Consider the following 24,279-nt stretch of genomic DNA (forward strand, 5'->3'; position numbering starts at 1 on the left):
GTCGAACGCCTCGTTGACCACGTCCCAGGCGTAGATCTTGCCCTTGTAGTGGGCCATCACGCCGTTGATGTGGTCGATCATCGCCTGGCGCAGCGCGCTGCCGGACAGGGACTGCATCCAGCCGGGCTGCTGGGAGTGCCAGGCCAGGGTGTGCCCGCGGACCCGCTTGCCGTTCTGCACGGCCCAGTTGTAGACGCGGTCGCCGTTGGTGAAGTTGAACTGGCCCCGGTTCGGCTCGGTGGCGTCGATCTTCATCTCGTTCTCGGCCGTCACCATGTTGAACTCGCGGTTGGCGATCGTGGTGTACGCCGAGTCGCCGAGCTTGCCCGCGGCGATCGCGGTGCCGAAGTACCGCCCGCTCTGCGCCGCCGCCGCGCCGAGCGTGCTCGCCGCGGCGGCGGAGGGAACCGGCACCGTCAGCGCCGTGATCGTGCCGAGTACGCCGAGGGCGCCGGCGATCAGGGCCCGGCGCAGGCCGCTGAAGGGTCGCCGGGTTCCGGGCGGGGGTATGGCATTTGCGCCCATGCCTGAGCCTCCATAACTGAATCACGGGAAAGCGGAAACACGGGGACACCCCGCGAATGCGACGCCGCGCCCCATTACCGGGGAGGCACACCACCAGGGCGTCGCGGACGGCGGCCCCTGCTGCGCACCACCGATCTGGCAGAAGGAGCACGCCTTGGGGACTCAGTGTGGAAACCTCCCCGAAACCTGTCAAGGCCATCCTGAAAGTTTCGGTTGTTCCGCCCGGCGTACACGCCTCGCGCATGTTCCAACCTCTGTCCCGGCCTCCTGAAACTTTGCGGTCTCGTCACGCCGGGGCGAGACATAGTCGATGTAAGTTTCAGCACAACGCCCTCACCGATCAGATGCGGTGACCCCCGATAACACCAAATGGGCTGTGCCTGACCGTACGCACCCCGGCACACCCTGTGTCGAAGCCTTTGAAGATCTCAAGCGGGCCTGCGCTCATCGCGGCCATGGTCACCTGGTAGTTGCGGCCCAGGCTGCCGAGGACGAAGGCGAGCGCGAGCAGCACCAGGAGCCAGGGAGTTCGCAGCACGTACCGGACGCTCCCGCGCACGCCGAGATCCGTGGATTTCCCGGCGCGCGCCAGGACGTGCAGCTCGCTGCGGCGCATGCCGAGCACTGCGGCGATCACGGCGAAGAAGCTCAGGGTGTTGATGAGGAACAGGCCTGTCGTGCCGGTGGTAGGTGCGCAGTCTGGCGGCGTCATGCGGTGCCACGGATGTCACCTGGAAATCCTGAGCGTCACGCCGGCGGCTGGGCGAGTTTGGCGGCCACGGCGTCGAGGACCCAGTCCAGGCCGGTCGCGAAGGACGCCTCGGCGTCCACCTCCGTGCCGTCGTGCACGGCCTTGGCCAGTGCCGGGAAGCGGCCCGTGGCCAGCATCCTCCTCAGATGCGGGCCGGAGGCGCGCTGCCAGTCGCGCTTGGACAGGCCCGTGGCGCGCTCGGCCCGCAGGTTCGCGATCTCGCGCCTGATCGCGCCAGTGAAGTAGGCGCTGACAGTCTCCACGGCGCGCAGGACGGTGTCGAGGTCGGCGAGGCCGTCGAGGGCGGCCAGCGTGGCCTCAGTCACGGCGAGGGCGTTTGGGCCCAGGGCCGGACGGCCGCCGAGCAGGTCGGCCAGCCATTCGTGACGGCGGGTGGCCTGCCTGGTGCGGTGGGCGCGGATGCGCAGCACCTCCCGCCAGTCGCCGGGCTGCTCCTCGGGGAGGATCTCGGCGTGGACCTCGTCCACCATGAGGTCGAACAGCTCCTCCTTGGTGGAGATGTATCCGTACAGCCGCATCGGGCCGGCGTCCAGCCGGGCGGCGACCTTGCGCAACGACACCGCCTCCAGCCCGCCCTCGTCGGCCAGCGCGATGGCGGCGGCAACGATTCGCTCCCGGTCGAGCGGCACGGGGCGAGTCGGCGGCTCCGGCCGGTCCCACACAGTCATGGTTACATCGTACTCTTGCGATACATCGTAATAGTTCAATACAGTATATCGCCATGAGACATGGTATCGCCGTGATTGGGGCCGGCCCCGCCGGCCTCACCTTCGCCTGCGTCCTGCACCGCCACGGTCACCCCGTCACCATCCTCGAACGCGATCCCGCCCCCGACGCCCGTCCCCCGGGCGGCACGCTCGACCTGCACGAAGGGATGGGCCAGCTCGCGCTGGGCAAGGCGGGGCTGCTGGCGGAGTTCCAGGCGCTGTCCCGTCCCGAGGGGCAGGCCATGCGCATCCTGGACGCGGACGGGACCGTCCTCCGCGACTGGCAACCCCGTCCGGGTGACCGGGCCAATCCCGAGATCGACCGGGGGCAACTCCGTGACCTGCTGCTCGGCCCCCTCGACGTTCAGTGGGGGCGGGGCGTGACGGAGGTAGTGCCGGGGACGCGGGACGGCGTGCTGGTCCGTTTCGCGGACGGGCGACAGGAGACGTTCGACCTCGTGATCGGCGCGGACGGCGCCTGGTCCCGGGTCCGCCCGGCAATCTCGTCCGCGACGCCGCACTACACCGGCGTCACCTTGGTCGAGACCTCCCTGGACGACGTCGACACCCGCCACCCCGACCTCGCCCGGCTGATCGGCGACGGTTCCATGGCTGTGTACGGCGTGAACCGCGCCCTAGTCGCCCAGCGCAACAGCGGCGGCCACGTCAAGGTGTACGCCCAGTTCCGCGCGCCGCTGGACTGGCACACGAACCTGGACCGGCATATGGGCCTGAACCGGCGCGCGGGCCTGGACGCAGGCATGGAGGCAGGCATGGACGCAGGCATGGACGCAGGCATGGACGCGGGCCTGGACCTGGCCGACGTCGAGGCCGTGCGATCAAGCCTGCTGGCTCTGTTCGATGGCTGGGCCGCTCCCGTCCTCGACCTCCTCCGCCACGGCACCGCTTTCGTCCACCGCCCCCTCTACGTCCTGCCCGTGTCCCACACCTGGGCCCACGTCCCCGGGGTGACGCTACTGGGCGACGCCGCCCACCTGATGCCCCCATTGGGGGTGGGCGCGAACCTCGCGATGCTGGAAGGCGCCGAACTCGCCGAGTCCGTCGCCGCCGCCCCCGGCCCTGGCGATCTGGACGAGGCCGTCCGCGCCTTCGAGGAACAGATGTGGGCACGGGCCGGCAGGTGGGCGAAGATCACGACGGCCGGTCTGGAACGCCTCGTGAGCCCGGACCCCACCGAAGCCCTCGCCCTCTTCGACGAAGTTCAGCCATCCTGACTGCCAAGCGCGAGAGCACCAGCACCAGCAGCTCGCCACGGCTTCACGGGACAGCACGGCACCGCCGCGGTTCCTTCCAGCAGATCCACCGCCCGCCATACGCCGCCACGGGGCGGTGAGCAGCAACCGAACGGCCAGTGGCGTTAGCGAGCCAGGGTGGGCGGGGTCACCGCCACCTGGCGGTCCGATGCAGGCAGACCCTCTGGGTCGAGCCTGGGCCTAATCCGCGCCGCACGCCGGCACCGGGGTACGCGCTGAGGGATCCTCACGACCAGGAGCAGCCTCGCTCGCTGCAATCAAGATCCTTCTCAGCGCCAACGGCTGTCCGCCGGTTCCTCGCCCCCGGACTCCAAGAGGGACAACCGAGATAGACCGGAAAGGGGCAACGCCCTGGCTGGAACCGGGCGCCGCCCCCTGCTGCGGGCTCAGTCCGGCATGTCGTACCACTGTGGTTCGGGGTGGGGGCTGGGGGCGGGGCCCGCGTCCTTGCCGGGGGTCACGTACAGGGTGACGGTGTCGGAGCTGTGGAAGCGGGTGGACGCCACGATCCAGTCGTCCTTGATCCGGCTCTCCGGCACGGCCTCGTCGAACCACGAGATGCCGCCGTCGCCGTCGTCCTCGTACTTCCAGAGCAGCCGGTAGCCGAGCTTCAGCCCGCGCCGGCTCAGCTCGGCCCGTACGTCCGCGACCGTCTTGCCGTGGCTGGTGTACCCGGACAGGGCCTCATCACCCTCCGGGTCGACGGGACCCTCGTCGACGTACGGCTCGCCCGGCTTGGCGGGGCGGCCGACGCCGAACACCACCCGTCCGGGAAAGTCGGCCGGCATCCACACCTTCGCGCAGAACGCCGACGAGCACGGCGTGATCCTCTGAGTGCCGATGCTGCCGTGCCACTTGAAGCCGCCCGGGACGATGGGGCCGATCAGCTTCCCCACGTCGGACGGCGCCACCGGGACCACCTTGACCGTCACCCTCAGCCCGACCGCCCGGAACGCCTCCTCGAAGCGGTGGTGGTCGGCCGTGGGGTCGGTGATGTTCACGCTGAAGTACTCGCCCGTCTTCTTGATGGAGACGGCCGCGTTGGCGTAACTGGTTACAGGGCCGCCGACCAGGCCGGTGCCGACGGCGACCGCCGCGGCCGTCGCCATGGCCGCGAGGCCCAGCACCAGCCCCCGGCGGACCTTGCGGCCGGGCCGTGTCACGGTGAGCGGCTCCCGCTCCTCGGACATGATCGCGTGCATGAGCGCCCGCGTCTCCGGCGCGGACGCCTCTCCGGCGAGGTCCTTGTCGCGCACGCGGGCGAGATCGGCGAGGTTCACAACGAGCTCCCTTCCAGGGCGACGGCACGAGGATGGTCGATCCCGGCTTTCGCCAGGCCCCGAGCGAAACGCTTGCGGGCGCGGTAGAGCCTGATCCGCACCGCGTTGCGGGAGATGCCGAGCATGCGGGCGATCTGCCCGTGGTCGAGCTTCTCCCAGGCGACCAGGCAGAGCAGTTCCCGGTCGTCGTCCGGCAGGTCGCGGAAGACCCGCCCCATCTGCGACATCTCGTCCTCCGGCGGGCGGGCCAGCGCGGGGGAGGCGGCAAGCCGCTCGCGCAGGGCCGTCGTACGCTGCTCGTGGCGCCGCTCGCCACGCCGATGGTTGGCGAGGACCCGGCGCGCCACGCCGTACAGCCACAGCCTCGCCTCGTCGCCCTCGGGCACCTCCTCGATGCGCCGCCACGCGACGGTGAACGTCTCGGCCACCACGTCGGCGGCGTCCTCCGGGTGCGGGCAGCGGCGCAGGACGTACCCGAGTATGGGTTCGTAGGCGGATTCGTAGATCTCCACGAACCGGCTACGGGGATCGGATCCCATCCGGTCTCCTTAACTGGATCATCGGTCATCTACATCCATGTCCGGAATTCTCGGGGCATTTCTATAAGGTTCTGCGGGTTTGGAACATCCCTCGGCTTCCGAAGAGCCCGGCGTGCACTTCTGCACGGCCCGCCGGTCGTGGCGTCCTCGCCCTTCGGGTTCATGTGGCGGTCGACTCATCGGCAGCGCCCACCTGGGCAGCCTCGGCTTCTACGTCAAGCTGGATGAGAAGACCTCGGCCCGCATCACCGCCGAACACGACCCGGCGACACCCCGCCCTCCCCCACTGAGCACCTCTCTGAACAGGATGTTTCCCCTTTCCGGCTTATCTTGGCCGTCCCCCTCCAACGCCGTGATTCGACCGATGAGTTCAGCGTGCCGGCGCACGTACGCGAGGAGTTGCACATTGGCGCTCAGCGGCTCGAAATGTGACGATTGGCGTCGTTTGCCCCTTGAGTGATAGGTGAAGGCATGACAGGTGATCATGGCCGTAGGGCTCTGGTGATGCGGGGCGGCTGGGAAGGGCACGCGCCGGTGGCGGCCACCGACCTCTTCCTTTTCGTCCCCTACACCATCACCATGCTGCCCGAGGCGAGCACCCATCCCATCACCGCGGGCATCGCGGACTTCGACCTGGTCACCGAGCAGTACTGGGTGCTAACCGACGATTACGTCGACGTGCTGGCCACCACGACGCAGAAGGTCCGCCCGTGGGACCCCTGGCACCGGGAGGTCACCTCGCCAGTGATCTGGACCCGCAGATGGGGCAGCGGAAAGATCTTCGTCACGACCCCGGGGCACAGCCTCGACGTCCTGCGTAACGACAGCGTGCGCACCATCATCGAGAGGGGAATGTTGTGGGCCAGCCGGTGAACGTCGGCGTTGTCGGGTGTGGCGTCATTTTCGCCCAGTATCGCCAGAGCATCGAACGGCTGCCGGAGCTGCGGCTGGTGGCCGTGGCCGATCTGGATCTTGAACGGGCCAGGGAGGCGGTGCGGCCGTATGCGGGCGTCGAGGTGCTGAGTGTGGCGGAGCTAATGGCGGATCCGCGCATTGACGTCGTACTCAACCTGACCATCCCCTCCGCGCACGCCGAAATCGCGTTGCAGGCCATCGCGGCCGGCAAGGATGTCTATTGCGAGAAGCCCCTTGCCGCGACCGCCGCCGATGCCGCGCGGGTGCTGCGCGCGGCCGCCGCCGCTGGGGTGCGGGTGGGCTGCGCGCCGGACACGGTGTTAGGCACCGGTACGCAGACGGCCCGCAAGGCGATCGATGACGGCCTGATCGGCAGGCCGGTCGCGGCGACCGCGACCATGATGACGCCCGGTCACGAACGCTGGCACCCGAATCCCGACTTCTACTATGCCCCCGGCGGCGGCCCGCTCCTGGACATGGGCCCGTACTACATCACCAGCCTGGTCACCCTGCTCGGGCCGGTGACGACGGTCATCGGCGCCGCCAGCCGTACGCGGGCCGAGCGGGCCATCGGCTCGGGCCCCCGCCGCGGCGAGGAGATCCCGGTCGCTGTCGACACCCACGTCACCGGCGTGCTCGTACACGCGTCCAGGGCGCTGTCCACGCTGGTGATGAGCTTCGACGGGGCGGCCACCAGTGCGCCCAACATCGAAGTGCACGGCGAACGAGGCTCGCTCGTCGTCCCCGATCCGAACCACTTCGACGGCCCCGTCCTGCTGGCGAGGGTGGGCGAGGAGGGGTGGCAGACCGTTCCCGCCACAGCCGGCTACATCGAGGCCGGGCGCGGAGTGGGCCTGGCGGATCTCGCCACGACCCCAGCGGGCCAGGAGTCCCGCGCGAGCGGAGCGCTCGCGTACCACGTGCTCGACGTCATGGAATCACTGCTGTCCTCGGCGCACTCCGGGACGGCGGTGACCATCACGAGCACATGTGAACGGCCCCAGCCCGTGGGCTTGCTCCCGACCGAGCCATGAGCCACATGCCTTGATCTAGATCTTCCCCGTTGCGGGGACCGCATGGACGACCTGGTGCTCAACCTCGCACCGCCGGAGGCCCCGTGACCCGACTGGATCTGGAACCCCGCGTGCGGTACGCCGCCCGGCGGCTCGGATGGGTCGGGCGCTGTGGGATGGCTGAGGCCGGCGGCGCAACCCGCCGATGACAACTCTTCGTCCCGGGTGATCTGCGCACCTGCACCATCGAACCCCTCCTGCCGGCTGTCCGTGCAAGTGACCCTCACGGCCTCGCCGTGATCACGGAATGATTGCCGTGACCATCCAGTGATCACGGCGCGCAGCCGCCGTGCCAGGGAATATCACCTAAATATTCGGAGTTATTGCTCTGCGTGAGCGATCGCCGGCTTCGCAGACCGGTGGATCCCTCTTTGAGACTCGCCAGACGAGGAGACGAATTCATGCCTGAGATCACTGGTCGTCCGGCCGTGCGGAGTGGTTCCTTCGACATCGGCGGCGACCTGCCGGTCCATCGGCTGGGCTTCGGTGCGATGCGGATCACCGGTCCTGGCATCTGGGGAGAGCCGGCCGACCGCCAGGAGGCGATCGCGGTGCTCCGCCGGGCCGTCGAACTCGGTGTCACGCTGATCGACACCGCCGACTCCTATGGGCCGTATGTCAGCGAGACCCTGATCGCCGAGGCGCTGCATCCATACCCGGAGGATCTTGTCATCGCCACCAAGGGCGGGCTGACCAGGCCCGGCCCGGACATCTGGGCGCCGGTGGGACGCCCGGAATACCTGCGGCAGTGCGTCGAGATGAGCCTGCGCCGTCTCAAGCTGGAGCGCATCGACCTCTACCAGCTCCACCGCATCGACGCGCAGGTCCCCGTCGAGGATCAGCTCGGCGTGCTGGAGGAACTGCGCTCCGAGGGCAAGATCCGCCACATCGGTCTGTCCGAGGTGAGCGTGGCCGAGATCAAGCGGGCCAGGGAGCTGACCGAGGTGGTGAGTGTGCAGAACCTCTACAACCTCACCAACCGGCAGTCGGAGGAGGTCCTGGAGTACTGCACGGCGGAGGGCCTCGGGTTCATCCCGTGGTTCCCGCTGGCCCTCGGGGAGCTGGCACGGCCCGGCAGCCTGCTGGACACGGCCGCCAAGGAGCACAGTGCCACACCCGCGCAGCTGGCCCTGGCATGGCTGCTGCACAAGTCCCCGGTGATGCTGCCGATCCCTGGCACGTCAAAGGTCTCGCACCTGGAGGACAACCTCGCCGCCGCTTTGGTCGAGCTGTCGGACGAAGAGGTCGCCGAGCTGACCGCGCTCGCATAGGCGGGTCGTTCCACCTTCTGGGGCGGTCGGGTACGGGGCCGAGTGGCAGGCGATCGTGAGCTGGATCCGGGCCATCGGGGTCACCGAAACCAGGTACAGCGGATGACGCCGATCACCCGGGCCGCCGGCCTCAAGCGACGGAAGCGCACGAGGCATATCCGGCGGTGCGGCGGCTACTGGTGCACGCCGATGGCAGGGTCACCCGAGCCGAAGCCAACAGCGACGGCGAAGAGACCAGGCCGAAGCAGACCTCCGCATGACGAGCCTGTGCTCGATTGCTCGGCTCCGGCAGGACCGCAGGATGGCTCTGCGCCTGCTGTACTTGATCGTCGTCTTACGGGTATTCGGCTGGATCGCGCTGCTCGCCCGATCACAGGCGTCTAAAGACGCAGAGATCCCGGTACTCCGACATCAACTCGCCGTGCTCAGAAGCCAGGTCGCCGCTCCTCGACCATCATGGGCGGACGGGCGATCCCTTCCGGCCCGAACCGGGATCTTGGCCTGCGATGACCACGTGGGAACGCCCCGTAGTCCGGTTCACGATCACGTAGTGCTTGGCGGCTGGCTCGTGATCGTGGGTTGCGGGTACCAGGCCAGGGCGGCGCAGCCTCGGTGCGCACGCATACGCATGGCCAATCCTTTCTGTTCGGATGGTGACCAGAAGCTCAGCGGCCGACCTCGTCTTCGCGGGTCAGGAGGCGGGCCAGCTGTCCCGGTAACCGTCGGTGGCCGCGATGAGCTCGTGCAGCGTACGGGGCTCGGCGCCCGCGTGGCCGGCATCCTCGACGATCCGCAGCTCCGCCTCCGGCCAGGCCAGATGCAGGTCCCACGCCGCGTCCGGCGGCGTCTTCATGTCATAGCGACCGTTCACGATCACGCCCGGGATGTGCCTGATCGCAGCCACGTCGAGCAGCTCACCCTCTTGCAGGAAACACCCCTGGCTGAAGTAGTGCGCCTCGATGCGTGAGAAGCCCACCAGCTCCCGGTCGTCCAGAGGTGGTGGCGAGACAGGGAGCAGCGTGTTCGCCGACAACTCCCAGGCTGCCCACGCCCGCGCGGCCGGGACGTGCACCTCCGGGTCCGGGTCGAACAACCTGCGATGGTAAGCGGCGACCAAGTCGTCCCGCTCCGCCTCCGGGATGAAGTCGCGAAAGGCCGCCCACTCTCGTGGGAACAGCCGGGCCACCCCGGTGCCGGTGAACGCCCACGCGTCATCAGCCTTGCTCGCCAAGTAGATGCCGCGCAGCACCAGCTCGCTCACACGCTTCGGGTACCGCCGCGCGTAGGCCAGCGCCAGCGTCGTCCCCCATGAGCCGCCGAACACCTGCCAGCGCTCGACGCCGAGCCGCTGCCTGAGCCGCTCGATGTCCGCCACGAGGTGCCACGTCGTGTTGGCCTCCAGCGACACCCCAGGGTCCGCCGCATGCGGCCGACTGCGCCCGCAGTTGCGCTGGTCGAACAGGACGATCCGGTACGCCTCGGGATCGAAGAACCGCCGTTGCCTCGGCAGCAACCCGCCGCCGGGACCGCCGTGGAGAAAGACGACAGGTTTGCCGCCGGGGTTGCCGCAGACCTCCCAATAGATCTCGTTCCCGTCGCCCACCTCGAGCATCCCGGTCTCGTACGGCTCAATCGGCGGATAAAACGTCAGTTGTCCCATAGCTATAAGACATACTCGCCGACGCCACCGGGCGCGCAGCCTGCGTCGTCAACGGATGCCCCACCCGCAGATCCCGCAGATCCCGCAGTTGCCGGCCAGGCCCCGGTAGAGCGCTTCGACCAGCTCGGCGGCGGTGAGGAGCGTGTAGCCCTGACTTCTTCGCGCAGTCTTCGAGAAGACGCACATTCGCCTGATGGGGCACAACCAGGTCGAGCTCGCCTACGGTCATCTCGCACCGATCGAGCACCCCGTCGATCGCCAACTCGAAGATGTTCTCAGCGAACTTGCGTACCGCTCGGCCGTCCATTTTGAAGAAGTGGTCACCGGAATCCAGGGTCTCGGCGGTGGCGGGTGCACGACTGCCGCCTGCGGGAACGCTCACGTAGTCAGCCTTGGATCCGTCCGCACCAAGCTCGACATCCTTGATGCCGAACTCGGCGGGTACCCGCGACAGGATGACCGCGCCCGCTCCGTCTCCGAACAGGCTCGCGGTGCGGCGGTCGGTGTAGTCGAGGATGCGTGAGTAGATGTCAGCGCCGATGACCACCGCGTGACGAAGCCGTGGATCGGCCGACATCATCGAGCGGGCAACCTCCAACGCGTATACAAACCCCGTGCAGACGGCATCGACGTCGAACGCCGGGCAATGGCCGAGACCGAGGTTCGCCTGCACGATGCATGCGGTCGCCGGCATCGGCTTGTCCGGTGTCGAGGTCGCCACGATGATCAGATCTACTTCGTCCGCCCCGATTCCGGCGGCGCGCATGGCACGTCGTGCGGCGACCGAGGCCAGGTCCGATGTCGCTTCGCCGGCAGCGGCGACGCGCCGTTCGTATACTCCGGTACGGTCCTCGATCCAGTCGGGGTTGATGGCCATCCGATCCGAAAGCTCGGCGTTGGTCAAAACGCTCGAGGGGAGGTAGGCGCCGGTTCCGGTGATTCCAATGGGGTCGTATCTGGCGACAGAACGTTCGAGGACGGCGGGCATGTCATCTTCTTCCGTTGGCATGATTCGGCATGGCGAAGTGGCGCCCTGTGTGGGTGTGCTGCTCGGTCGCCCGATGAACCGATGGTCAACTCGCGCCGGCAGAAGCGGCCGGGCGGTTCTGTCCCCCGAGCGAGCCGAGGTCAGGCTGGGACGGTGGAGGCGGCGCCGAGGTGCGCCCGCTCGTAGCGGCAACCCCCAGAACCGACGCGCACACGAGTGCGGCACCGAAGACCTGCAGCGACGTCAGGCGTTCCCCGAACACAAGGAACGCCAGCACGCTCGTGACCACCGGCTCGGCGCTGGAAACCGCTGCCGATGGAGCGGCGCCCAGCAGACGGAGACCGGCGAAAAAGGCCACGATAGCGATGACCGTGGAGACCACGGCGGTCGCCACCGCTGCCGACCAACCCGTGACCCCGCTTGGGAACGATGGGGTATGGGCGAGCCAGGCGCCGCCGTAGACGAACGTCGCTGCCAGGCAGACGATGGTGGTCGACGCGAGCGGTCCGGTGCCGCCTGACAGCCGGCCGCCCGCCAGGATGTACCCGGTGTAGATGACCGCGGCGGCGACGGCAAGAACGATGCCGAGCAGATCGCCCTCCAACCTCGGTCCGGCGACAAGGGCGACGCCCAAGGTCGCCGCGCCAGAGGCGGCGAGGATGACCATGGTTGGCATGCGGCGGCCGAGAACGGCGGCGGAGATCGCCACCAGCACCGGATAGGTGTAGAAGAGCACGGCCACCAGCCCAGCGGGTATCCGGGTCAGCGCGGTGAAGTAGGTCAGGGACTGCCCGACATAGCCGACTGCCCCCATCGCCACCAGAAGTTGAAGATCACGCCCGCGCGGCCATGACGACGATGTGAGGGCCATCAGGGCCAGCAGGGCGACAGCGGCAACGCCGAAACGCACCAGCAACACCCCGTGGACATCGGCGCCGCTTGCGTAGGCGACCTTCGCGAAGATCGCCATAGCGCCGAAGCAGGTGGCCGAGGCCAAGATGAGAGACACCCCGAACACCGCACGCGCCGACTGATTGGGACCAGTCATCCGAGGCGCTCGGTCCGACCGAGCTCGTGTGGTGGATCGGAGCGCTCTCGCGTTCAAGCCCACGCCATACCGGCGTCGCCGCACCGTGTGCTCTTCGGTTCCGTCTGCGTTGAACTTGAGCCGCATGGCCGGATCACTTCCCGTCGCCTTGAGCTTCTATCGATATGGGGTAACCTGTCAAGTAGCGAGAACGGTGACGACAGCGACCAGTTAAAAGATGTGAATGGTGACGAGAGAGCAAAACGGCAAGCCCGATGTGGCCCCTGAGGGCTTGGAGGTGCTTCGCCTCTTCATGAACACCCGAGATCTTGAAGCAGAGTTCGACGAACTTGACGAAGCCACCCATCTGGCGACATGGCTCCAATCACATGAGCTTCTCCGCGCAGGCGAAACGGTCGACCAGGCCGACGTCGCGAAAGCCGTCAGGCTGCGGGAGGCGATCCGCGCCGTACTACGAGACAGGTCCGACCCAAGTCGGGCCTCGGCCGCTGCGGCGGCGTTCAACATGGCCGCCCAGTCGGCTGCCCCCTTGCAGGTCGAGATCTCACCGGACCTGGTCATCAAGCTGGTTTCCACCCGCAGCGGAGTCCCTCGCGCACTCGCCCGCATCGTCGCTGCTGTAGCCGAGCACGCAGGGACGCCTTGCTGGGAGCGCCTCAAGGTCTGCAGCAATCCGGACTGTCAGTGGGCGTTCTACGACCACGCCCGCAACAAGACCGGACGTTGGTGCAACATGGCCACCTGCGGTAACAAGTCCAAGGCGAAAAGCTACCGGCGCCGACAGGTCGAAGCGGCAACTGCCAGCATCCCCAAGACGCCCTAACCTGAGTCCGGCGTTCCCCCCGCTGAGATCTTCGGAGACGGCATCGGCCTCACCGTCTCCATCCCCGGCGGGCGGTCCGAGACGAGACCGCTAAGGCTGGTCGTGCCGTCGCTTTCGTGGGTCAGGGTGAGGTCGTCGAACCAGGCAGACCAGTGGTGGTCGAGGTGCCCGTCGACCCGAAGCTGGTAGCAGGCCGGCGGCTGTCGTCTGGGCGACTGGGCCATCAGGCCGCCACCTTCGTCCTCGCCCTGCTGGTTCGGCGGCTGCTGATCCGCCGGCGGATGACGTACTCAGCGACCGCGAGGTTGATGCCCCAGCCCACGCCCAGCGCCATCGAGACAGGTAGAACATGCCATATGAGTAGTCGTCCCCGGGGTGTTCCAGTTTCAGCGCAACGAAGAACGCCTGCTGGCCCGCCTTTCCCCCGAAGACCGGCAAGGTTTCCTACGCGCCCTGCAGACGCTCGCCACCCTGCACCCAGAAGAGATCGTGGGCCCCTGACGCCGGGGGCCGGCGTTCTTGTCACAGTGTCCTGGTCATAGCAGGCTCAGCGCCTTCGCGAGAGCGGGATCCTTCCCGGCGGACAGGGCGTCGGCCGTCATCGGGACGTAGTGGTCAGGGGCGACGCCGATCGTGTCGATGATCTCCTTGTTGGTCCCGAAGTAGTGCTTGGGAGGCAGGATCAGCAGGCTGTTGTCGTCCAGCAGCAGGGGGCCCGAGGGACCGGCGACCTCGCCCGCGGTGCGGGTGCCGACCAGTGGACCCAGTTTGAGATCCTTGACCGCGGTGCTGAAGTCCTCGCAGGCCGAGCCGCAGCCGCGGTCGGTGAGCACGACCAGGGGCAGGTTGAGCAGCGGGACGGTGTCGTCGGTGTGGCCGGTGGTGCAGTTGCCGTGCACGTCGCAGAAGTAGCTCGTGGTCTTGCCGTGGGCGAAGGCCCCCAGCAGTCTTGTGACCTGCTCCGGGTCGCCGCCTCCGTTGCCGCGCAGGTCGAGGATGACCCCGTGCAACGTCCTGCCGTCGCGCAGGCCGTTGACGGCTGTCGTGACGTGATCCGCTGCGTCACGGCCGAACTCGGGCAGCTTGTTGTAGGCGACGTCGCCGGTCAGCAGCCTTTTGGAGACGGCCCGGCGAGACTCGGGAGTCTCATTGACGCGGCCTGGCTTGATCGTTTCCGTCCGGGTGCGGCCGGTGGACGGGCGCCGTAGCTTCAGCCGCCAGGTCCGGGTCTGCGGGCGCTCCTCGTAGATCAAGGCGAGGATGTGGGAGGAGACCTTGTCGTTCACGAACGGGCCCAGTCCGTCGATCGAGACGATCTCGTCACCCGGCCGCACACCGTGCTCGGCGGCGGGGCTTCCCGCCTTCACCGAGATGACGAAAAGCGGAGGCCTCGCGACGGGGTCGGCCTCGGGTTGACCGAACCGGCCACCCGACAGCCGGTCGATGCCGAGGATTCCGTAGGAAACGCCGCTGCCGCGCTTGTCGCCGGACTTGGGCTTTGGCCTTTCCCGCCGGCTTCCAGCGGGGCCGGGCGATCGCCGGTTGCGACAGGAACGCGATGACCTGCTCAAGCGCGACCGGCTGGAGCTCGACCACGGCCGCCCGGGCCAGCTCCGCCCCGCGTGTGCTGATGGCCTGCTCGTATTCACGGCTGCGGCAGGTCACCACCAGGCCCTGCCCGGTGCCGGCGTAGGCGTTGAGCTCCCCAACCGCGCGCGCATGCAGCGGTGTGGGCAGCTCGTCCAAGCCGTCCAGGATGGGCAGGATCCGTCGGTCAGCCACCAGCGCCGCGGAGAGATCCGGCTCGCCCTCGCCGGCCTGCCGCCGCAGCCGCGGGTACTCCTGCCCCAAACGGCGGGCCAGGAACAGCTCCAAGCCTTCGGCCTGGGGGTTCCAGGAAGCCATGGGCAGCAGGACCGGCACTGGCGCCCGCTCACGCTCCTCGGGCGAGAGGATCTGGCGGTGCTGGAGCAGACCCAACGTGAGCAGCACCGCCAGCACGCTCTTGCCCGCGCCCGGCTCGCCCAGCACTACCAGCCTCCCATGCGGCAGCCGCAGGAAGGCGTCCACGATCTCGGCGGCCTCCCCGCGCAGCGGCAGCAGATCCCAGCCCGCCCCCGCCGGGCCGTCGAACCAGAGCGCGGTCAGCGGCCACCGGCCGCCGGGTTGAGCACCAGCGCACCTGCAGCGGCATCGGGTCGTGCAGGCGGCGCAACACCGCCTCGTGTTCCCACTGCTGGCGGACCTGCCCGGCCAGCCAACCGGCCGACCGGTCCGGCTCGGCAGCCTGGCCGGATTGGCTGCGCCGCTCACGCCACTCGATGATGACTGCAGCGGCGACAAGCAGCCCGGCGTCGCTGCGAAAGGTGAAGCTAACGCCCAGGGGCTCGGTGTGCAGGGAGGCTTGCCCCGGTGGCTGTTGAAGGATCGGCTGCCAGCGGCATCCGGCCGCGTCCAGGGCGGCGGTGCGCCGGCCTGGAGCTCGACAACAACGCCGGCCGGGCCTGCGCGCCGCTGTCGACCAGCCAGCCCCCGGCGGCGAGGACCGCGGATATGGCGACGCCGAGCACCCGCGTAGTGGGAGAAAGACCAGACGGCAAGGGCTCTTCACCTCCGGGAGACCGGGGCGCGCTTCTCGCGCCCGCTTGGATCGTGCGTAGGTCCTCGGCGGGGAAGCGCATCCCCAACGCCCAGCGGCAGGCCAGTTCGCGGGCACGGCCGGGATGGCGAACGAACGCCGCGGGCAGCAGGAGCACGGCGCACAGCCGGTCACGGGGCCGAGGGATCGTGCGTGGCTCGTTCATGACGAACTACGATTGGCGCCGAATGTGCGCGCGTTGTCCGCCGCATGTCACCGTTTGTCGACGGCGGCCACCGTCGGCGCGACCGTCGGCAAGGCCGTGACACAACCATGACACGGCGAAGACGAGGCGGGCACACGGCCGGCCGACAGTGGATGGGGTTGACCGGCGGACGAGTTACGGGGGCGTGCTGTGAAACTCGGGGGCGTGTCGCGAGTGTTGTTGATCGAGGATGACCCGGCCGTGCGGGAGGGTCTTGAGCTGGCCCTGACCCGGCATGGGCACCGGGTGCGCGCGGTGGAGTCCGGCGAGCAGGGGCTGGACCGGCTGCGTACGGACCTTCCCGACGTCGTCGTGCTCGATCTGATGTTGCCTGGCATGGACGGGTTCGAGGTCTGCCGCCGCATCCGGGCCGCCGGCCAGGTACCGATCATCATGCTGACCGCGCGCGGCGATGACATGGACGTGGTGGCCGGGTTGGAGGCGGGCGCCGACGACTACGTGGTCAAGCCGGTGCAGCCCAGGGTGCTCGAGGCACGCATTGGCGCCGTGCTCCGGCGGATCGGCCGGGACCAGGCGGAGCTGGAGCGGCACGGGGACCTGACCATCGATCGGGCCGGGATCGTGGTCGCCAAACGCGGCGTGCCGGTGGACCTCGCCCCGACCGAGCTGCGCCTGCTGCTCGAGCTCTCCGGCACGCCGGGCCGGGTGCACAGCCGCCAGCAGCTGCTGGAATCGGTGTGGGAGCACGGGTATTTCGGCGACTCGCGTCTGGTGGACGCGTGCGTGCAGCGGTTGCGCGCGAAGATCGAGGACGACTCGGCGGCGCCCGTCTACGTGCAGACGGTGCGTGGGTTCGGGTACCGGTTCGGGCCGGTGTGAGCCGCCGGTGACACCTCGGCCGAGCCTGGGGCTGCGTGCCCGGCTGTTGTTCGCCTTCGCACTGCTGTGCGTGGTCACCGCGGCGGCGGTGACCGGCGGGATCTATGTCGAGGCCCGCAACGCCATCCTGCAGAGGACCCAGGATGCCGCGGTGCAGGCGATGACCAGCCGCCTGAAGGCGCTCTACCCGTTGCGGAGCGCGGCGCCGGGCCCGGACGAGCTCGGCGAGATCGCCGCGGCCGCGGCCGACCAGAATAGCTTTGCGGTTGCCGTCTACCGCGAGATGCACTCGCCGGTCCCCCCGCCCCCGCCCCCGGCGCCGGGGCGCTGGAGGCCGGACGGGAGGGCCCGGATCTTGGACCTCGGGGTGATCTCACCGGAGTTGCGGCAGGTGGTGGCCGGCGGCCGTACCGCGTGGCAACGTGTGGTGTGGCAGGGCGAGCCCAACCTGATCATCGGCACGCCGTTGCTGATCACCGAGCAGGACCGGACGACGCGGGTGTCCGGCATCGAGGTCTACACCGCGCGCAGCCTGCTTCCCGAACAGCGCAGCATCGACGCGCTCGCCGCACGCGCCTGGCCCATCGGCGGGGCGGCCCTGGCGTTCGCGGTCGTCCTGGCGTTGCTGGCCACCCGTGGCGTGCTGGGCCCGGTGCGCGAGCTCGGCCGGGCGGCACGCCTGCTGGGCCAGGGCGAGATGCGGACCAGGATCGCGGTGCGCGGCTCCGATGAGCTGGCCGACGTGGCGCGCACGTTCAACAACACCGCTGCGGAGCTGGAACGGCTCGTCAAGCAGCTCCGCGAGATGGAGGCCGATGCCCGCCGGTTCGTGGCCGACGTGTCCCACGAGCTGCGCACCCCGCTGGCCGCGCTCGCCGCGGTCGCCGACGTCCTCGACGAGGAGGCGGCCGGGCTGCCCGAGCCCGCCGGCAGGGCCGCCAGGCTGGTCAGCCAGGAGACGCTCAACCTCACCGGGCTGGTGAACGACCTCATCGAGATCAGCAGGTTCGACTCCGGCGTCGCGGCCCTCGTGCTGAACGAGGTCGACGTGGCCGAGCTGGTGCGCTCGACCCTGCGTGCCCGGGGCTGGTCGGAGTCGGTGCACACCGAGCTTCCACCCGCGGTGACGGCACGGCTGGACCCGCGCCGAGTGGACGTCATCCTCGCGAACCTGGTCGGCAACGCCCTGCGGCACGGCGAGCCACCGATGTCGGTACGGCTTTCCGCCGACCCGCACTGGATCGCTCTCGAGGTCCGCGACCACGGACCGGGGCTGGACGAAGCGGTGCTGCCGCACGTGTTCGACCGGTTCTACAAGGCCAGCGCGGCCAGGGCCAGGTCCGAGGGCAGCGGCCTCGGCCTCGCCATCGCGCGGGAGAACGCGCGCCTGCACCGAGGCGACCTCACCGTCACCAACGCCTCGGACGGCGGCGCCATCTTCACGCTGCGCCTGCCACGCCGGGCACACGATCCGGACGGAGGCCCCGAGTGAGGACCGGGCTCGCCCGCCGCGTGCTCGCCGCGGGCCTCGTATCGCTCGTCACCGTGGCCGGCTGCGGCGTGCAACCCAGCGACGTCATCGTCGCCGGCGACCCGCCGAGCGGAGCCGTCGCACCGACCACGACGATCACCCTCTACCTGGTGAAGAACGGCCGACTCAACGCGGTGACGCGACCCGGGCCCGGTGGTCGCCCACTGTTCAAGGCGGACACGCTCGCGCTGCTGGCAGCCGGACCCACCGCGAGGGAAAAGGCGCACGGACTCACCACCGACGTCCCGCCCGAAGCCGGCCCGTTCTCGGTGACCGCCAAGCCGGCCGGCCACTTGGTGGTGACCCTGTCCACTCCGGCCGGCGAACTGTCCACACTGGCCGTCGAGCAGATCGTGTGCACGGCCGCCGCCACGGCGCCGGTAAACCCTGCCCAGGTCACCGTCGTCGGTGCTGGGCAGAGCGTCGGCCCCCAGAAGTGCCCGGAGTAACGGTAGAGACCCATCCTCTACTTTGGGCAGATCGCCGTGGTCTTGGGGAGATTGAGTGGAACGTGCGGCTGGCGGTAACGCGACCGAGGGTGCGTCAGCCGGCCAGCGCGAAGCCGGCCGCCGCCTCCGCGTGCAGCCGAGCGCTCGGCAGTAGCGGGATGGCGGTGTTCTTCTCAGTGATCAGGAGCTCGATCTCCGTGCAGCCGAGGATGACGCCTTCGGCTCCATCGGCTGCGAGATCGGCGATGATCTGGGCGTACGCGTCCCTGGAGGATCCCCGGAGCACCCCGCGCACCAGCTCGTCGAAGATCACGCGATGGACCAGTTCCCGCTGCTCGCGCCGCGGGACGACCACGTCGAAGCCGTGGGCGGCCAGCCGATCCCGGTAGAAGGGCTGCTCCATGGTGAAGCGAGTGCCCAGCAGACCGACCTTGCGCATCCCCCTGGCGCGGACCTCCGCGCCCACGGCGTCGGCGATGTGCAGCACGGGCACGCTCGCGGCCCGCGCCACGTCGTCGCTCACCCGGCTGAAAGTGTTGCTGCAGACGAGCAGGACCTCGGCGCCGAGATCCTCCAGTTTCCTGCCGGCATCGGCCAGCAGCGTACTCACCTCGTCCCAGCGGTCGGCGAAGATGAGGTCCTCGACGGTCGTGTAGTCGACCGACCAGATGAGGCTGTTGGCGGAATGGCTGCCGCCGAGTCGCTCGCGTACTCGCTGGTTGATGATCTGGTAGTAGATCACCGTCGATTCCCAGCTCAACCCGCCGATGAGACCGATAGTGCGCATGGAACTCCGTTTCGATAGCTTGTGCCGGCAGGCTGGTCGGTGCCAGCCACGGCGACGGTGCCGCCACTGGCCTGGTCGAGTCCGGCCAGGCAGTGCATCAGCATGGACTTGCCTGATCCGCTCGGCCCCTCGGCGATGCGCCAACGGTCAGGCGCCGGCCAGCGCACGGGCGCAGGCACCGAGCCCGATCTCGCTGGAGGCCTTGACGAACACCACGTCTCCCGGTTCGAGAAGCGCGGTGGCCAGCCTGAGGGCCCCGGCCACGTCCTCGGCGGTGTGGACGGCCACGCCCTGGTTCGAGGACTGCGCTGCCTCCGCCATCGCGAGCGGATCCCCTGCTCCGACCGCGATCAGCACGTCGAAGCGGAGGGCGGCGACGAGCCGGCCCATCTCCGCGTGCCGGGCGCGGGAGGCGTCCGCCTGCTGCCCCATCGCGCCGAGCACGGCGACGGTACGACGGGTGCCGGCCAGGGACTTCACCGCCCGCAGCCCGGCCCGCATGGATTCGGGGCTGGCGTTGTAGGCGTCGTCGACGATGGTGACGCCGTCAGGTCGTTCGACGATCTCCAGCCGGCCCGCGGAGCGCCGCCGTGCGGCGTTCAGCCCATCGGCGATCTCGGCGACGCCCAGGCCGAGCGCGGTGGCGACGGCGGCGGCGGCCAAGGCGTTGCTCACCTGGTGCTCGCCTATGAGGTCGAGCTCGACCGGGGCGCGGCCGGAGGGCGTCACCAACTCGAACGCGGGTCGAGCGCGGTCGGCCATCCGCACATCTTCGGCTCGCACCTGCGCCTCCGCCGACCCGCCGTACAACAGGATCTGGGCCCTGGTGCGGCCGGCCATGCCCATGACGTACCGGTCGTCGGCGTTGAGCAGTGCGAACCCGTCCGCCGGAAGTGCCTCGACCAGCTCGCCCTTGGCCTCGGCCACGTCGGCCGGCCCGACTCCCATACGCTCCACATGTGCGGTGCCGACATTGAGCACCAGCCCGACCTGGGGCGGTGCGAGCCCGGCCAGGTACGTCAGGTCGCCCTTCCGGCCTGCACCCATTTCCAGCACCAGGTATCGGGTGGTGGCATCGGCACGCAGTACGGTGAGCGGCAGCCCGAGCTCGTTGTTGAACGACCTGTCGGTGGCGACCGTCGCGGCGTGCCGTTCGAGCACCTGGGCCAGCAGGTCCTTGGTCGTGGTCTTGCCCACGGAGCCGGTCAGGCCGATCACGGTCGGGCCGATGTGTTCGAGCAGGTGCCTGGCCAGCAGGCCGATCGCGAGCTGGACGTCCTCGACCACGAGGGCGGGCACGCCGACGGGCCTTGAGGCCAGCACGGCGACGGCGCCGCCCGCGATGGCACCGGCCGCGTAGTCGTGACCGTCAACACGGGCGCCGACCGTCGCGGCGAACAGGCCGCCAGGCACCACCTCGCGGGAGTCGACCGCCGAGGGCGCCGTCACCAGCGCCTGCGGGTCGCGCACGTCATACAGGCTTGCGCCGACGACCTGCGCGATCTTATTCAGCGTCATGGGGATCATGAGCCGCTCCTGGCGAACGCGAGGTCGATGAGGCGGCGCAGCAGGTCCGGGTACGGGACACCGCTTTCGGCCCACGCCCTGGCGTAGACGGAACGGGAGGTGAAGCCGGGCATGGTGTTGATCTCCAGCACGTACAGGCGTCCCGTGTCCTCCTCATAGAGGAAGTCGACACGGGACAGGCCGTAGCCACCGATCGCCCGGAAGGCGCGCAGGGCCAGCTCGCGCACGTCCTCGGCCACCCGTTCTGGCAGCACGGCAGGGATGATGGCGATCTCGGCCTGGCTGAGGTACTTGGCCTCATAGTCGAGCCAGTCGCCGGGCACGATGAGCTCGCCGGGCACCGAAGCATCCGGCGTGTCATAGCCGCCGAGCACGCCGCAGATGACCTCGCGCGCGGTCACGCCCTGCTCGACGATGACCACCCGGTCGTAGGCCAGCGCCAGATCTACGCCCGCGCGCAGCTCCTCCATGGAGGTGACACGTGAGATGCCGATGGAGGAGCCCATGTTGGCCGGTTTGACGTACATCGGCCAGTCGAGCGACTTCACCAGACCCCAGGAGTCGGTGGTGGTGCCCCATTCGTGCTCGGTGAACCACACATGTGGGGTGACCGGAATGTCCTCTGCCAAGAACGTGCGCCGCATCGCGACCTTGTTCATGGCCACGGCAGAGGCCATGACGCCGCAGCCCACGTACGGGATGCCCAACGTCTCCAGGTGACCCTGGACGACGCCGTCCTCGCCGAACGGCCCGTGCAGCACGGGGAAGACCACGTCCGCCAGATCGCGTCGCAGTTCCACCGGCCACCTGCCCTGCCGGTCGATGATGACGGCGACGGGCTCGTACAGATCCCTCGGCAGAGCATTGAGCACAGCCTGCGCCGACTGTAGCGACACCTCATGCTCTGCGGATGGCCCACCCGCCAGCACAGCCACGCGTACGCGTTCAGTCACGATCAATCAGCCTTCCTCAGTGGCACGGAGACAGCCGGACCCACCGCTAGGGAACAGGCGCCGGTGAACCCCATCCACTGTCCGCCGACCGTATCCCCGCCTCGTCAGCGCCGTGTCATCGTTGTGTCACGGCCGCGCCGACCGCCGTCATCTCAACTCGATGAGCCTGGCGACCTTCAGTCCCAGATGCAGAGCGAGCCGGTCGTCCCCGCTGGACAGCTCGACAGCGGCGATCTCCTCGATCCTGCACAGCCGGTGGTGCAGGCTCGCATGGTGGATGCGCAGGCTCGCCGCGGTGCGTTTGATGTCGCCCGTGTCATCGAGGAACGTCTCCACCCCGACCCGCCAGGTAGTCCACCGCCGGCACCCCGTTGCGCGACGCGCTGGCGGCGATCGTGGCGCTGGCGCGGGTGGCCTTGGGCCGTCTGGCGGCGGCGCGGCCGGGTGTCGAGCGGGATGGATCGCTCGTGGGCAGGTTGCCGATCTGGCCAGTGGACCGCGCGGTCTCCGGCGGCTGCCTGCTGGCGCCGTCGTGGAACCCGGAATCGATCAACACGAGCCGTCCTTGGAGGCTGCCTGGTGAGTACGTCAGCCTCGACGCGGGCTCTCCATCACTCAGAAAGGATCACACTTCAAGGACCCCTTTCCCAACGCCCGGTCGATACCGCTGTCGACTACCCGGGCCCGAACCCTGGGGTGCGCTGGCCGGATTACCGGTTCAACTTCCCCGAATCGCACCCATGGGCGGACCCGGACTGGGCTATAGCTGGTCCGTGTACTCGCTGACGTAGCCCACGCCGGGGTGGGGCCGTCGTCGTGGCGGCCTGCCGCCGCTGTCTGGGCGGTACTCGAAGTGCCACCACTCGTTGTCGTAGATGCGGTACAGGTCGTAGCGGGCGCCGTGTTCCTCCAGCCAGCGCGCGCCTTCATGGGGGCGCACGTCCAACGCGATGCCCTTGACGTGGCAGGATTCCGCCGGTGGCAGCACGAGCATGCGCGCCAACGCTGGGGAGCCGGAGCGGCGCACCTCCTCGTCGAACATCCGTTGCTGGACATGGGGATCGCGGTATCCCGAGGTGAGGCCGATGAGCTGGCCGTGACGCCAGAGCGCCTGGGTGCGCGCCGCGGTGAACGCCGCCAGGGCGCCGTCGGTGAGCCCGGTGAGGTCCTCGGCGGGGAATCGCATCCGCAACGCCCAGCGGCAGGCCAGTTCGCAGGCACGGCCGGGATGCCGGACGAACGCCGCGGGCAGCAGGAGCACGGCGAGCACCAGCGTGACCGCGGCATACAGCCGGTCACGGGGCCGAGGTGGGATCGTGCGTGGCTCGTTCATGACGAACCACGATTGGCGCCGAATGTGCGCGCGTTGTCCGCCGCATGTCACCGTTTCTCGACGACGGCCACCGTCGGCGCGACCCACCCCGATCGGGATCAACGAGCAAGAACCCTTGTGCGACATGACAGTTGCCCTTGGCCAGGCCGGCCAGCTCACCCCACCGCATCCCGGTGAACGCGGCCGCGATCACATACGCGTTGAGTCCATGCTCACGCCGAATCCGCTCCGCGATCTGCTTGACCTGCCCCCCATCAGGCACTGGCCGCCGACGCCGCGATCTGCCCGCCTGCGCGGTGTGGTGGGAACTGCTCAGGCGTAATCCTTGAACCGGGTTGATGGCCAGCATGCGTTCCTCGACCGCCGCGGTCAGGGTCACCGACAACAACGTGACGATCCCGCCGACGGTGGAGGGGGCGTACCGGTCGGCCAGCTGGTTGGCCCACTGCTTGACCACGATCCGCCGGATCCCGTCCAAGCCGACCTCGCCGAACGCCGGCAGGATGTGGTTGTCCAGGTATTGGTCGTACTTGGCCTTGGTCGAGGGAGCGACCCGATGAGCCTGCCTCCACTGGGCCACCCACTCAGCCAGCGTGGTCCGACCGGCAACAGGATCGATGAACAGCCCACGGCGTTGATCGGTGTCGATCTCCTCCGCGCTGGCCAGCGCCTCCTTCTTCGTACGGAACTTGTCGGGAGTGGTGTGCACCCCACCCTCGCCGTCACGCCAGCGAACCCGATACCAAGGCCCGCGTTTCTCCACCCAAGCCATGCGCGCTCTCCTTCTGCAAGCAGGAGGTCCGCCCGCGTGCGGGAGCACGCGGGTCCGGCCGTCACGGGACGAGGGTGTAACCGGCCTCGTCGATCGCCTGGGCGATGTCGGCACGGTCGACCGGCCGGGCGGCGGTGACGGTGACGGTGCCGCTGGGCAGATCGACGGTCACAGACTCGACGCCGTCGATGCGGGAGATCTCCTCGGTGACCGCGCGCTGGCAGTGGGCGCAGGTCATGCCGGTCACCTGGAAGGTGGTCGAGCCGATGAAGGCGCGGGGCGTGCCGGACAGCATGGGAACTCCTCGAAGGCTGGTGCGTCGGTCGATAGGAAGGTCGCCACGGCGGCGGGGTGTTCGGGCCGGCGATT

Annotated in this window: 28 protein-coding genes and 1 pseudogene; 9 read left to right on the top strand and 20 right to left on the bottom strand. The window is 69.1% G+C overall.

Translation table 11 applies throughout. From position 1 onward, the window contains the following. The 3 genes from MYF83_RS28355 to MYF83_RS28365 form a co-directional block, all read right to left on the bottom strand. Nucleotides 1–525, bottom strand: a 525-nt coding sequence (locus MYF83_RS28355; RefSeq protein ID WP_248963784.1) for an endo-1,4-beta-xylanase, incomplete at its 3' end; no start/stop codon positions are given. A 340-nt stretch (nt 526–865) separates the two neighbouring features. Further along, on the bottom strand, nt 866–1,237 hold the full coding sequence (locus MYF83_RS28360; protein WP_248963785.1) for a hypothetical protein: 372 nt from the start codon (nt 1,235–1,237) through the stop codon (nt 866–868). A gap of 35 nt (nt 1,238–1,272) precedes the next feature. Further along, a complete protein-coding gene (locus MYF83_RS28365; RefSeq protein ID WP_248963786.1) occupies nt 1,273–1,965 on the bottom strand; it encodes a TetR/AcrR family transcriptional regulator in 693 nt (230 codons plus the stop codon). A gap of 53 nt (nt 1,966–2,018) precedes the next feature. Between MYF83_RS28365 and MYF83_RS28370 the strand changes: the two genes are divergently transcribed. Further along, a complete protein-coding gene (locus MYF83_RS28370; RefSeq protein WP_248963787.1) occupies nt 2,019–3,239 on the top strand; it encodes an FAD-dependent oxidoreductase in 1,221 nt (406 codons plus the stop codon). A gap of 425 nt (nt 3,240–3,664) precedes the next feature. On the opposite strand, the gene MYF83_RS28375 is transcribed toward MYF83_RS28370, so the two are convergent. Together MYF83_RS28375 and MYF83_RS28380 are read right to left on the bottom strand one after the other, a co-directional pair. Continuing rightward, on the bottom strand, nt 3,665–4,558 hold the full coding sequence (locus MYF83_RS28375) for a hypothetical protein (protein WP_248963788.1): 894 nt from the start codon (nt 4,556–4,558) through the stop codon (nt 3,665–3,667). After that, a complete protein-coding gene (locus MYF83_RS28380) occupies nt 4,555–5,097 on the bottom strand; it encodes an RNA polymerase sigma factor (protein WP_248963789.1) in 543 nt (180 codons plus the stop codon). Before MYF83_RS28380 ends, MYF83_RS28375 begins: the two co-directional genes overlap by 4 nt. A 471-nt stretch (nt 5,098–5,568) precedes the next feature. On the opposite strand from MYF83_RS28380, the gene MYF83_RS28385 reads away from it, so the two are divergent. The 3 genes from MYF83_RS28385 to MYF83_RS28395 all read left to right on the top strand — a co-directional run bounded on the left by MYF83_RS28385 (nt 5,569) and on the right by MYF83_RS28395 (nt 8,356). After that, nucleotides 5,569–5,970 carry a ThuA domain-containing protein gene (locus MYF83_RS28385; protein WP_248963790.1) on the top strand — a complete coding sequence of 134 codons (402 nt, stop codon included), beginning with the start codon at nt 5,569–5,571 and terminating at the stop codon, nt 5,968–5,970. After that, nucleotides 5,967–7,046, top strand: coding sequence for a Gfo/Idh/MocA family protein (locus MYF83_RS28390; protein ID WP_248963791.1), 1,080 nt, complete (start codon nt 5,967–5,969; stop codon nt 7,044–7,046). Before MYF83_RS28385 ends, MYF83_RS28390 begins: the two co-directional genes overlap by 4 nt. 440 nt (nt 7,047–7,486) lie before the next feature. Further along, complete coding sequence (locus MYF83_RS28395) at nt 7,487–8,356, top strand: aldo/keto reductase (protein WP_248963792.1); 870 nt, start codon at nt 7,487–7,489, stop codon at nt 8,354–8,356. A 691-nt stretch (nt 8,357–9,047) separates the two neighbouring features. Here MYF83_RS28395 and pip read toward each other — a convergent pair. The 3 genes from pip to MYF83_RS28410 form a co-directional block, all read right to left on the bottom strand. Next, a complete protein-coding gene (gene pip, locus MYF83_RS28400) occupies nt 9,048–10,016 on the bottom strand; it encodes a prolyl aminopeptidase (RefSeq protein WP_248963793.1) in 969 nt (322 codons plus the stop codon). Next, nucleotides 9,985–11,004 carry a 3-oxoacyl-ACP synthase III family protein gene (locus MYF83_RS28405; protein ID WP_248963794.1) on the bottom strand — a complete coding sequence of 340 codons (1,020 nt, stop codon included), beginning with the start codon at nt 11,002–11,004 and terminating at the stop codon, nt 9,985–9,987. The genes pip and MYF83_RS28405 overlap by 32 nt, the downstream gene beginning before the upstream one ends. Before the next feature lie 85 nt (nt 11,005–11,089). After that, on the bottom strand, nt 11,090–12,013 hold the full coding sequence (locus tag MYF83_RS28410; protein ID WP_248963795.1) for a DMT family transporter: 924 nt from the start codon (nt 12,011–12,013) through the stop codon (nt 11,090–11,092). A gap of 262 nt (nt 12,014–12,275) precedes the next feature. Here MYF83_RS28410 and MYF83_RS28415 point away from each other — a divergent pair, with 262 nt between their 5' ends. Beyond that, nucleotides 12,276–12,875: a CGNR zinc finger domain-containing protein gene (locus MYF83_RS28415; protein WP_248963796.1), complete on the top strand. Its 600-nt coding sequence runs from the start codon at nt 12,276–12,278 to the stop codon at nt 12,873–12,875. On the opposite strand, the gene MYF83_RS44885 is transcribed toward MYF83_RS28415, so the two are convergent. After that, on the bottom strand, nt 12,872–13,099 hold the full coding sequence (locus tag MYF83_RS44885) for a DUF8691 family protein (protein WP_504974764.1): 228 nt from the start codon (nt 13,097–13,099) through the stop codon (nt 12,872–12,874). The two genes, MYF83_RS28415 and MYF83_RS44885, sit on opposite strands and share 4 nt — an antisense overlap. A 151-nt stretch (nt 13,100–13,250) precedes the next feature. Here MYF83_RS44885 and MYF83_RS43105 point away from each other — a divergent pair, with 151 nt between their 5' ends. Further along, nucleotides 13,251–13,376 carry a hypothetical protein gene (locus tag MYF83_RS43105; protein WP_279340166.1) on the top strand — a complete coding sequence of 42 codons (126 nt, stop codon included), beginning with the start codon at nt 13,251–13,253 and terminating at the stop codon, nt 13,374–13,376. A 35-nt stretch (nt 13,377–13,411) separates the two neighbouring features. On the opposite strand, the gene MYF83_RS28420 is transcribed toward MYF83_RS43105, so the two are convergent. Next, entirely contained in the window at nt 13,412–14,242 is an 831-nt protein-coding gene (locus MYF83_RS28420; RefSeq protein ID WP_372500262.1) for a S41 family peptidase, read from the bottom strand. Continuing rightward, complete coding sequence (locus tag MYF83_RS28425) at nt 14,196–14,945, bottom strand: NACHT domain-containing protein (RefSeq protein WP_248963798.1); 750 nt, start codon at nt 14,943–14,945, stop codon at nt 14,196–14,198. Before MYF83_RS28425 ends, MYF83_RS28420 begins: the two co-directional genes overlap by 47 nt. Before the next feature lie 938 nt (nt 14,946–15,883). Here MYF83_RS28425 and MYF83_RS28430 point away from each other — a divergent pair. From MYF83_RS28430 to MYF83_RS28440, 3 genes are read left to right on the top strand one after another with little or no spacing between them, the layout of a single operon-like run. Continuing rightward, complete coding sequence (locus MYF83_RS28430) at nt 15,884–16,558, top strand: response regulator (protein ID WP_248963799.1); 675 nt, start codon at nt 15,884–15,886, stop codon at nt 16,556–16,558. Between the two features lie 7 nt (nt 16,559–16,565). Continuing rightward, a complete protein-coding gene (locus MYF83_RS28435) occupies nt 16,566–18,050 on the top strand; it encodes an ATP-binding protein (protein WP_248963800.1) in 1,485 nt (494 codons plus the stop codon). Beyond that, nucleotides 18,047–18,538: a GerMN domain-containing protein gene (locus MYF83_RS28440; protein ID WP_248963801.1), complete on the top strand. Its 492-nt coding sequence runs from the start codon at nt 18,047–18,049 to the stop codon at nt 18,536–18,538. Before MYF83_RS28435 ends, MYF83_RS28440 begins: the two co-directional genes overlap by 4 nt. A gap of 94 nt (nt 18,539–18,632) precedes the next feature. Here MYF83_RS28440 and MYF83_RS28445 read toward each other — a convergent pair whose 3' ends face one another. The 9 genes and pseudogenes from MYF83_RS28445 to MYF83_RS28485 all read right to left on the bottom strand — a co-directional run bounded on the left by MYF83_RS28445 (nt 18,633) and on the right by MYF83_RS28485 (nt 24,205). After that, complete coding sequence (locus MYF83_RS28445) at nt 18,633–19,325, bottom strand: aspartate/glutamate racemase family protein (protein WP_248963802.1); 693 nt, start codon at nt 19,323–19,325, stop codon at nt 18,633–18,635. A gap of 35 nt (nt 19,326–19,360) precedes the next feature. Beyond that, nucleotides 19,361–19,453: pseudogene (locus MYF83_RS28450) on the bottom strand (ATP-binding cassette domain-containing protein); the annotation flags it as partial. Between the two features lie 19 nt (nt 19,454–19,472). Further along, on the bottom strand, nt 19,473–20,843 hold the full coding sequence (locus tag MYF83_RS28455) for a UDP-N-acetylmuramoyl-tripeptide--D-alanyl-D-alanine ligase (protein ID WP_248963803.1): 1,371 nt from the start codon (nt 20,841–20,843) through the stop codon (nt 19,473–19,475). A 5-nt stretch (nt 20,844–20,848) separates the two neighbouring features. Beyond that, nucleotides 20,849–21,805: a D-alanine--D-alanine ligase family protein gene (locus MYF83_RS28460; protein WP_308201513.1), complete on the bottom strand. Its 957-nt coding sequence runs from the start codon at nt 21,803–21,805 to the stop codon at nt 20,849–20,851. Nucleotides 21,806–21,952: 147 nt separating this feature from the next. Next, nucleotides 21,953–22,141 carry a helix-turn-helix domain-containing protein gene (locus MYF83_RS28465; protein WP_248963805.1) on the bottom strand — a complete coding sequence of 63 codons (189 nt, stop codon included), beginning with the start codon at nt 22,139–22,141 and terminating at the stop codon, nt 21,953–21,955. Next, nucleotides 22,122–22,361 carry a hypothetical protein gene (locus tag MYF83_RS28470; RefSeq protein ID WP_248963806.1) on the bottom strand — a complete coding sequence of 80 codons (240 nt, stop codon included), beginning with the start codon at nt 22,359–22,361 and terminating at the stop codon, nt 22,122–22,124. Before MYF83_RS28470 ends, MYF83_RS28465 begins: the two co-directional genes overlap by 20 nt. Nucleotides 22,362–22,565: 204 nt before the next feature. Continuing rightward, nucleotides 22,566–23,138: a D,D-peptidase/D,D-carboxypeptidase VanY-N gene (gene vanY-N, locus MYF83_RS28475; RefSeq protein ID WP_248963807.1), complete on the bottom strand. Its 573-nt coding sequence runs from the start codon at nt 23,136–23,138 to the stop codon at nt 22,566–22,568. Then, entirely contained in the window at nt 23,101–23,910 is an 810-nt protein-coding gene (locus MYF83_RS28480) for a tyrosine-type recombinase/integrase (protein WP_248963808.1), read from the bottom strand. Before MYF83_RS28480 ends, vanY-N begins: the two co-directional genes overlap by 38 nt. A 61-nt stretch (nt 23,911–23,971) precedes the next feature. Beyond that, nucleotides 23,972–24,205, bottom strand: a complete 234-nt coding sequence (locus MYF83_RS28485; protein ID WP_248963809.1) for a heavy-metal-associated domain-containing protein — start codon at nt 24,203–24,205, stop codon at nt 23,972–23,974. Nucleotides 24,206–24,279: the final 74 nt, after the last annotated feature.

The sequence above is a fragment of the Sphaerisporangium perillae genome (assembly GCF_023276435.1).
GTDB classification, from domain to species: domain Bacteria; phylum Actinomycetota; class Actinomycetes; order Streptosporangiales; family Streptosporangiaceae; genus Sphaerisporangium; species Sphaerisporangium perillae.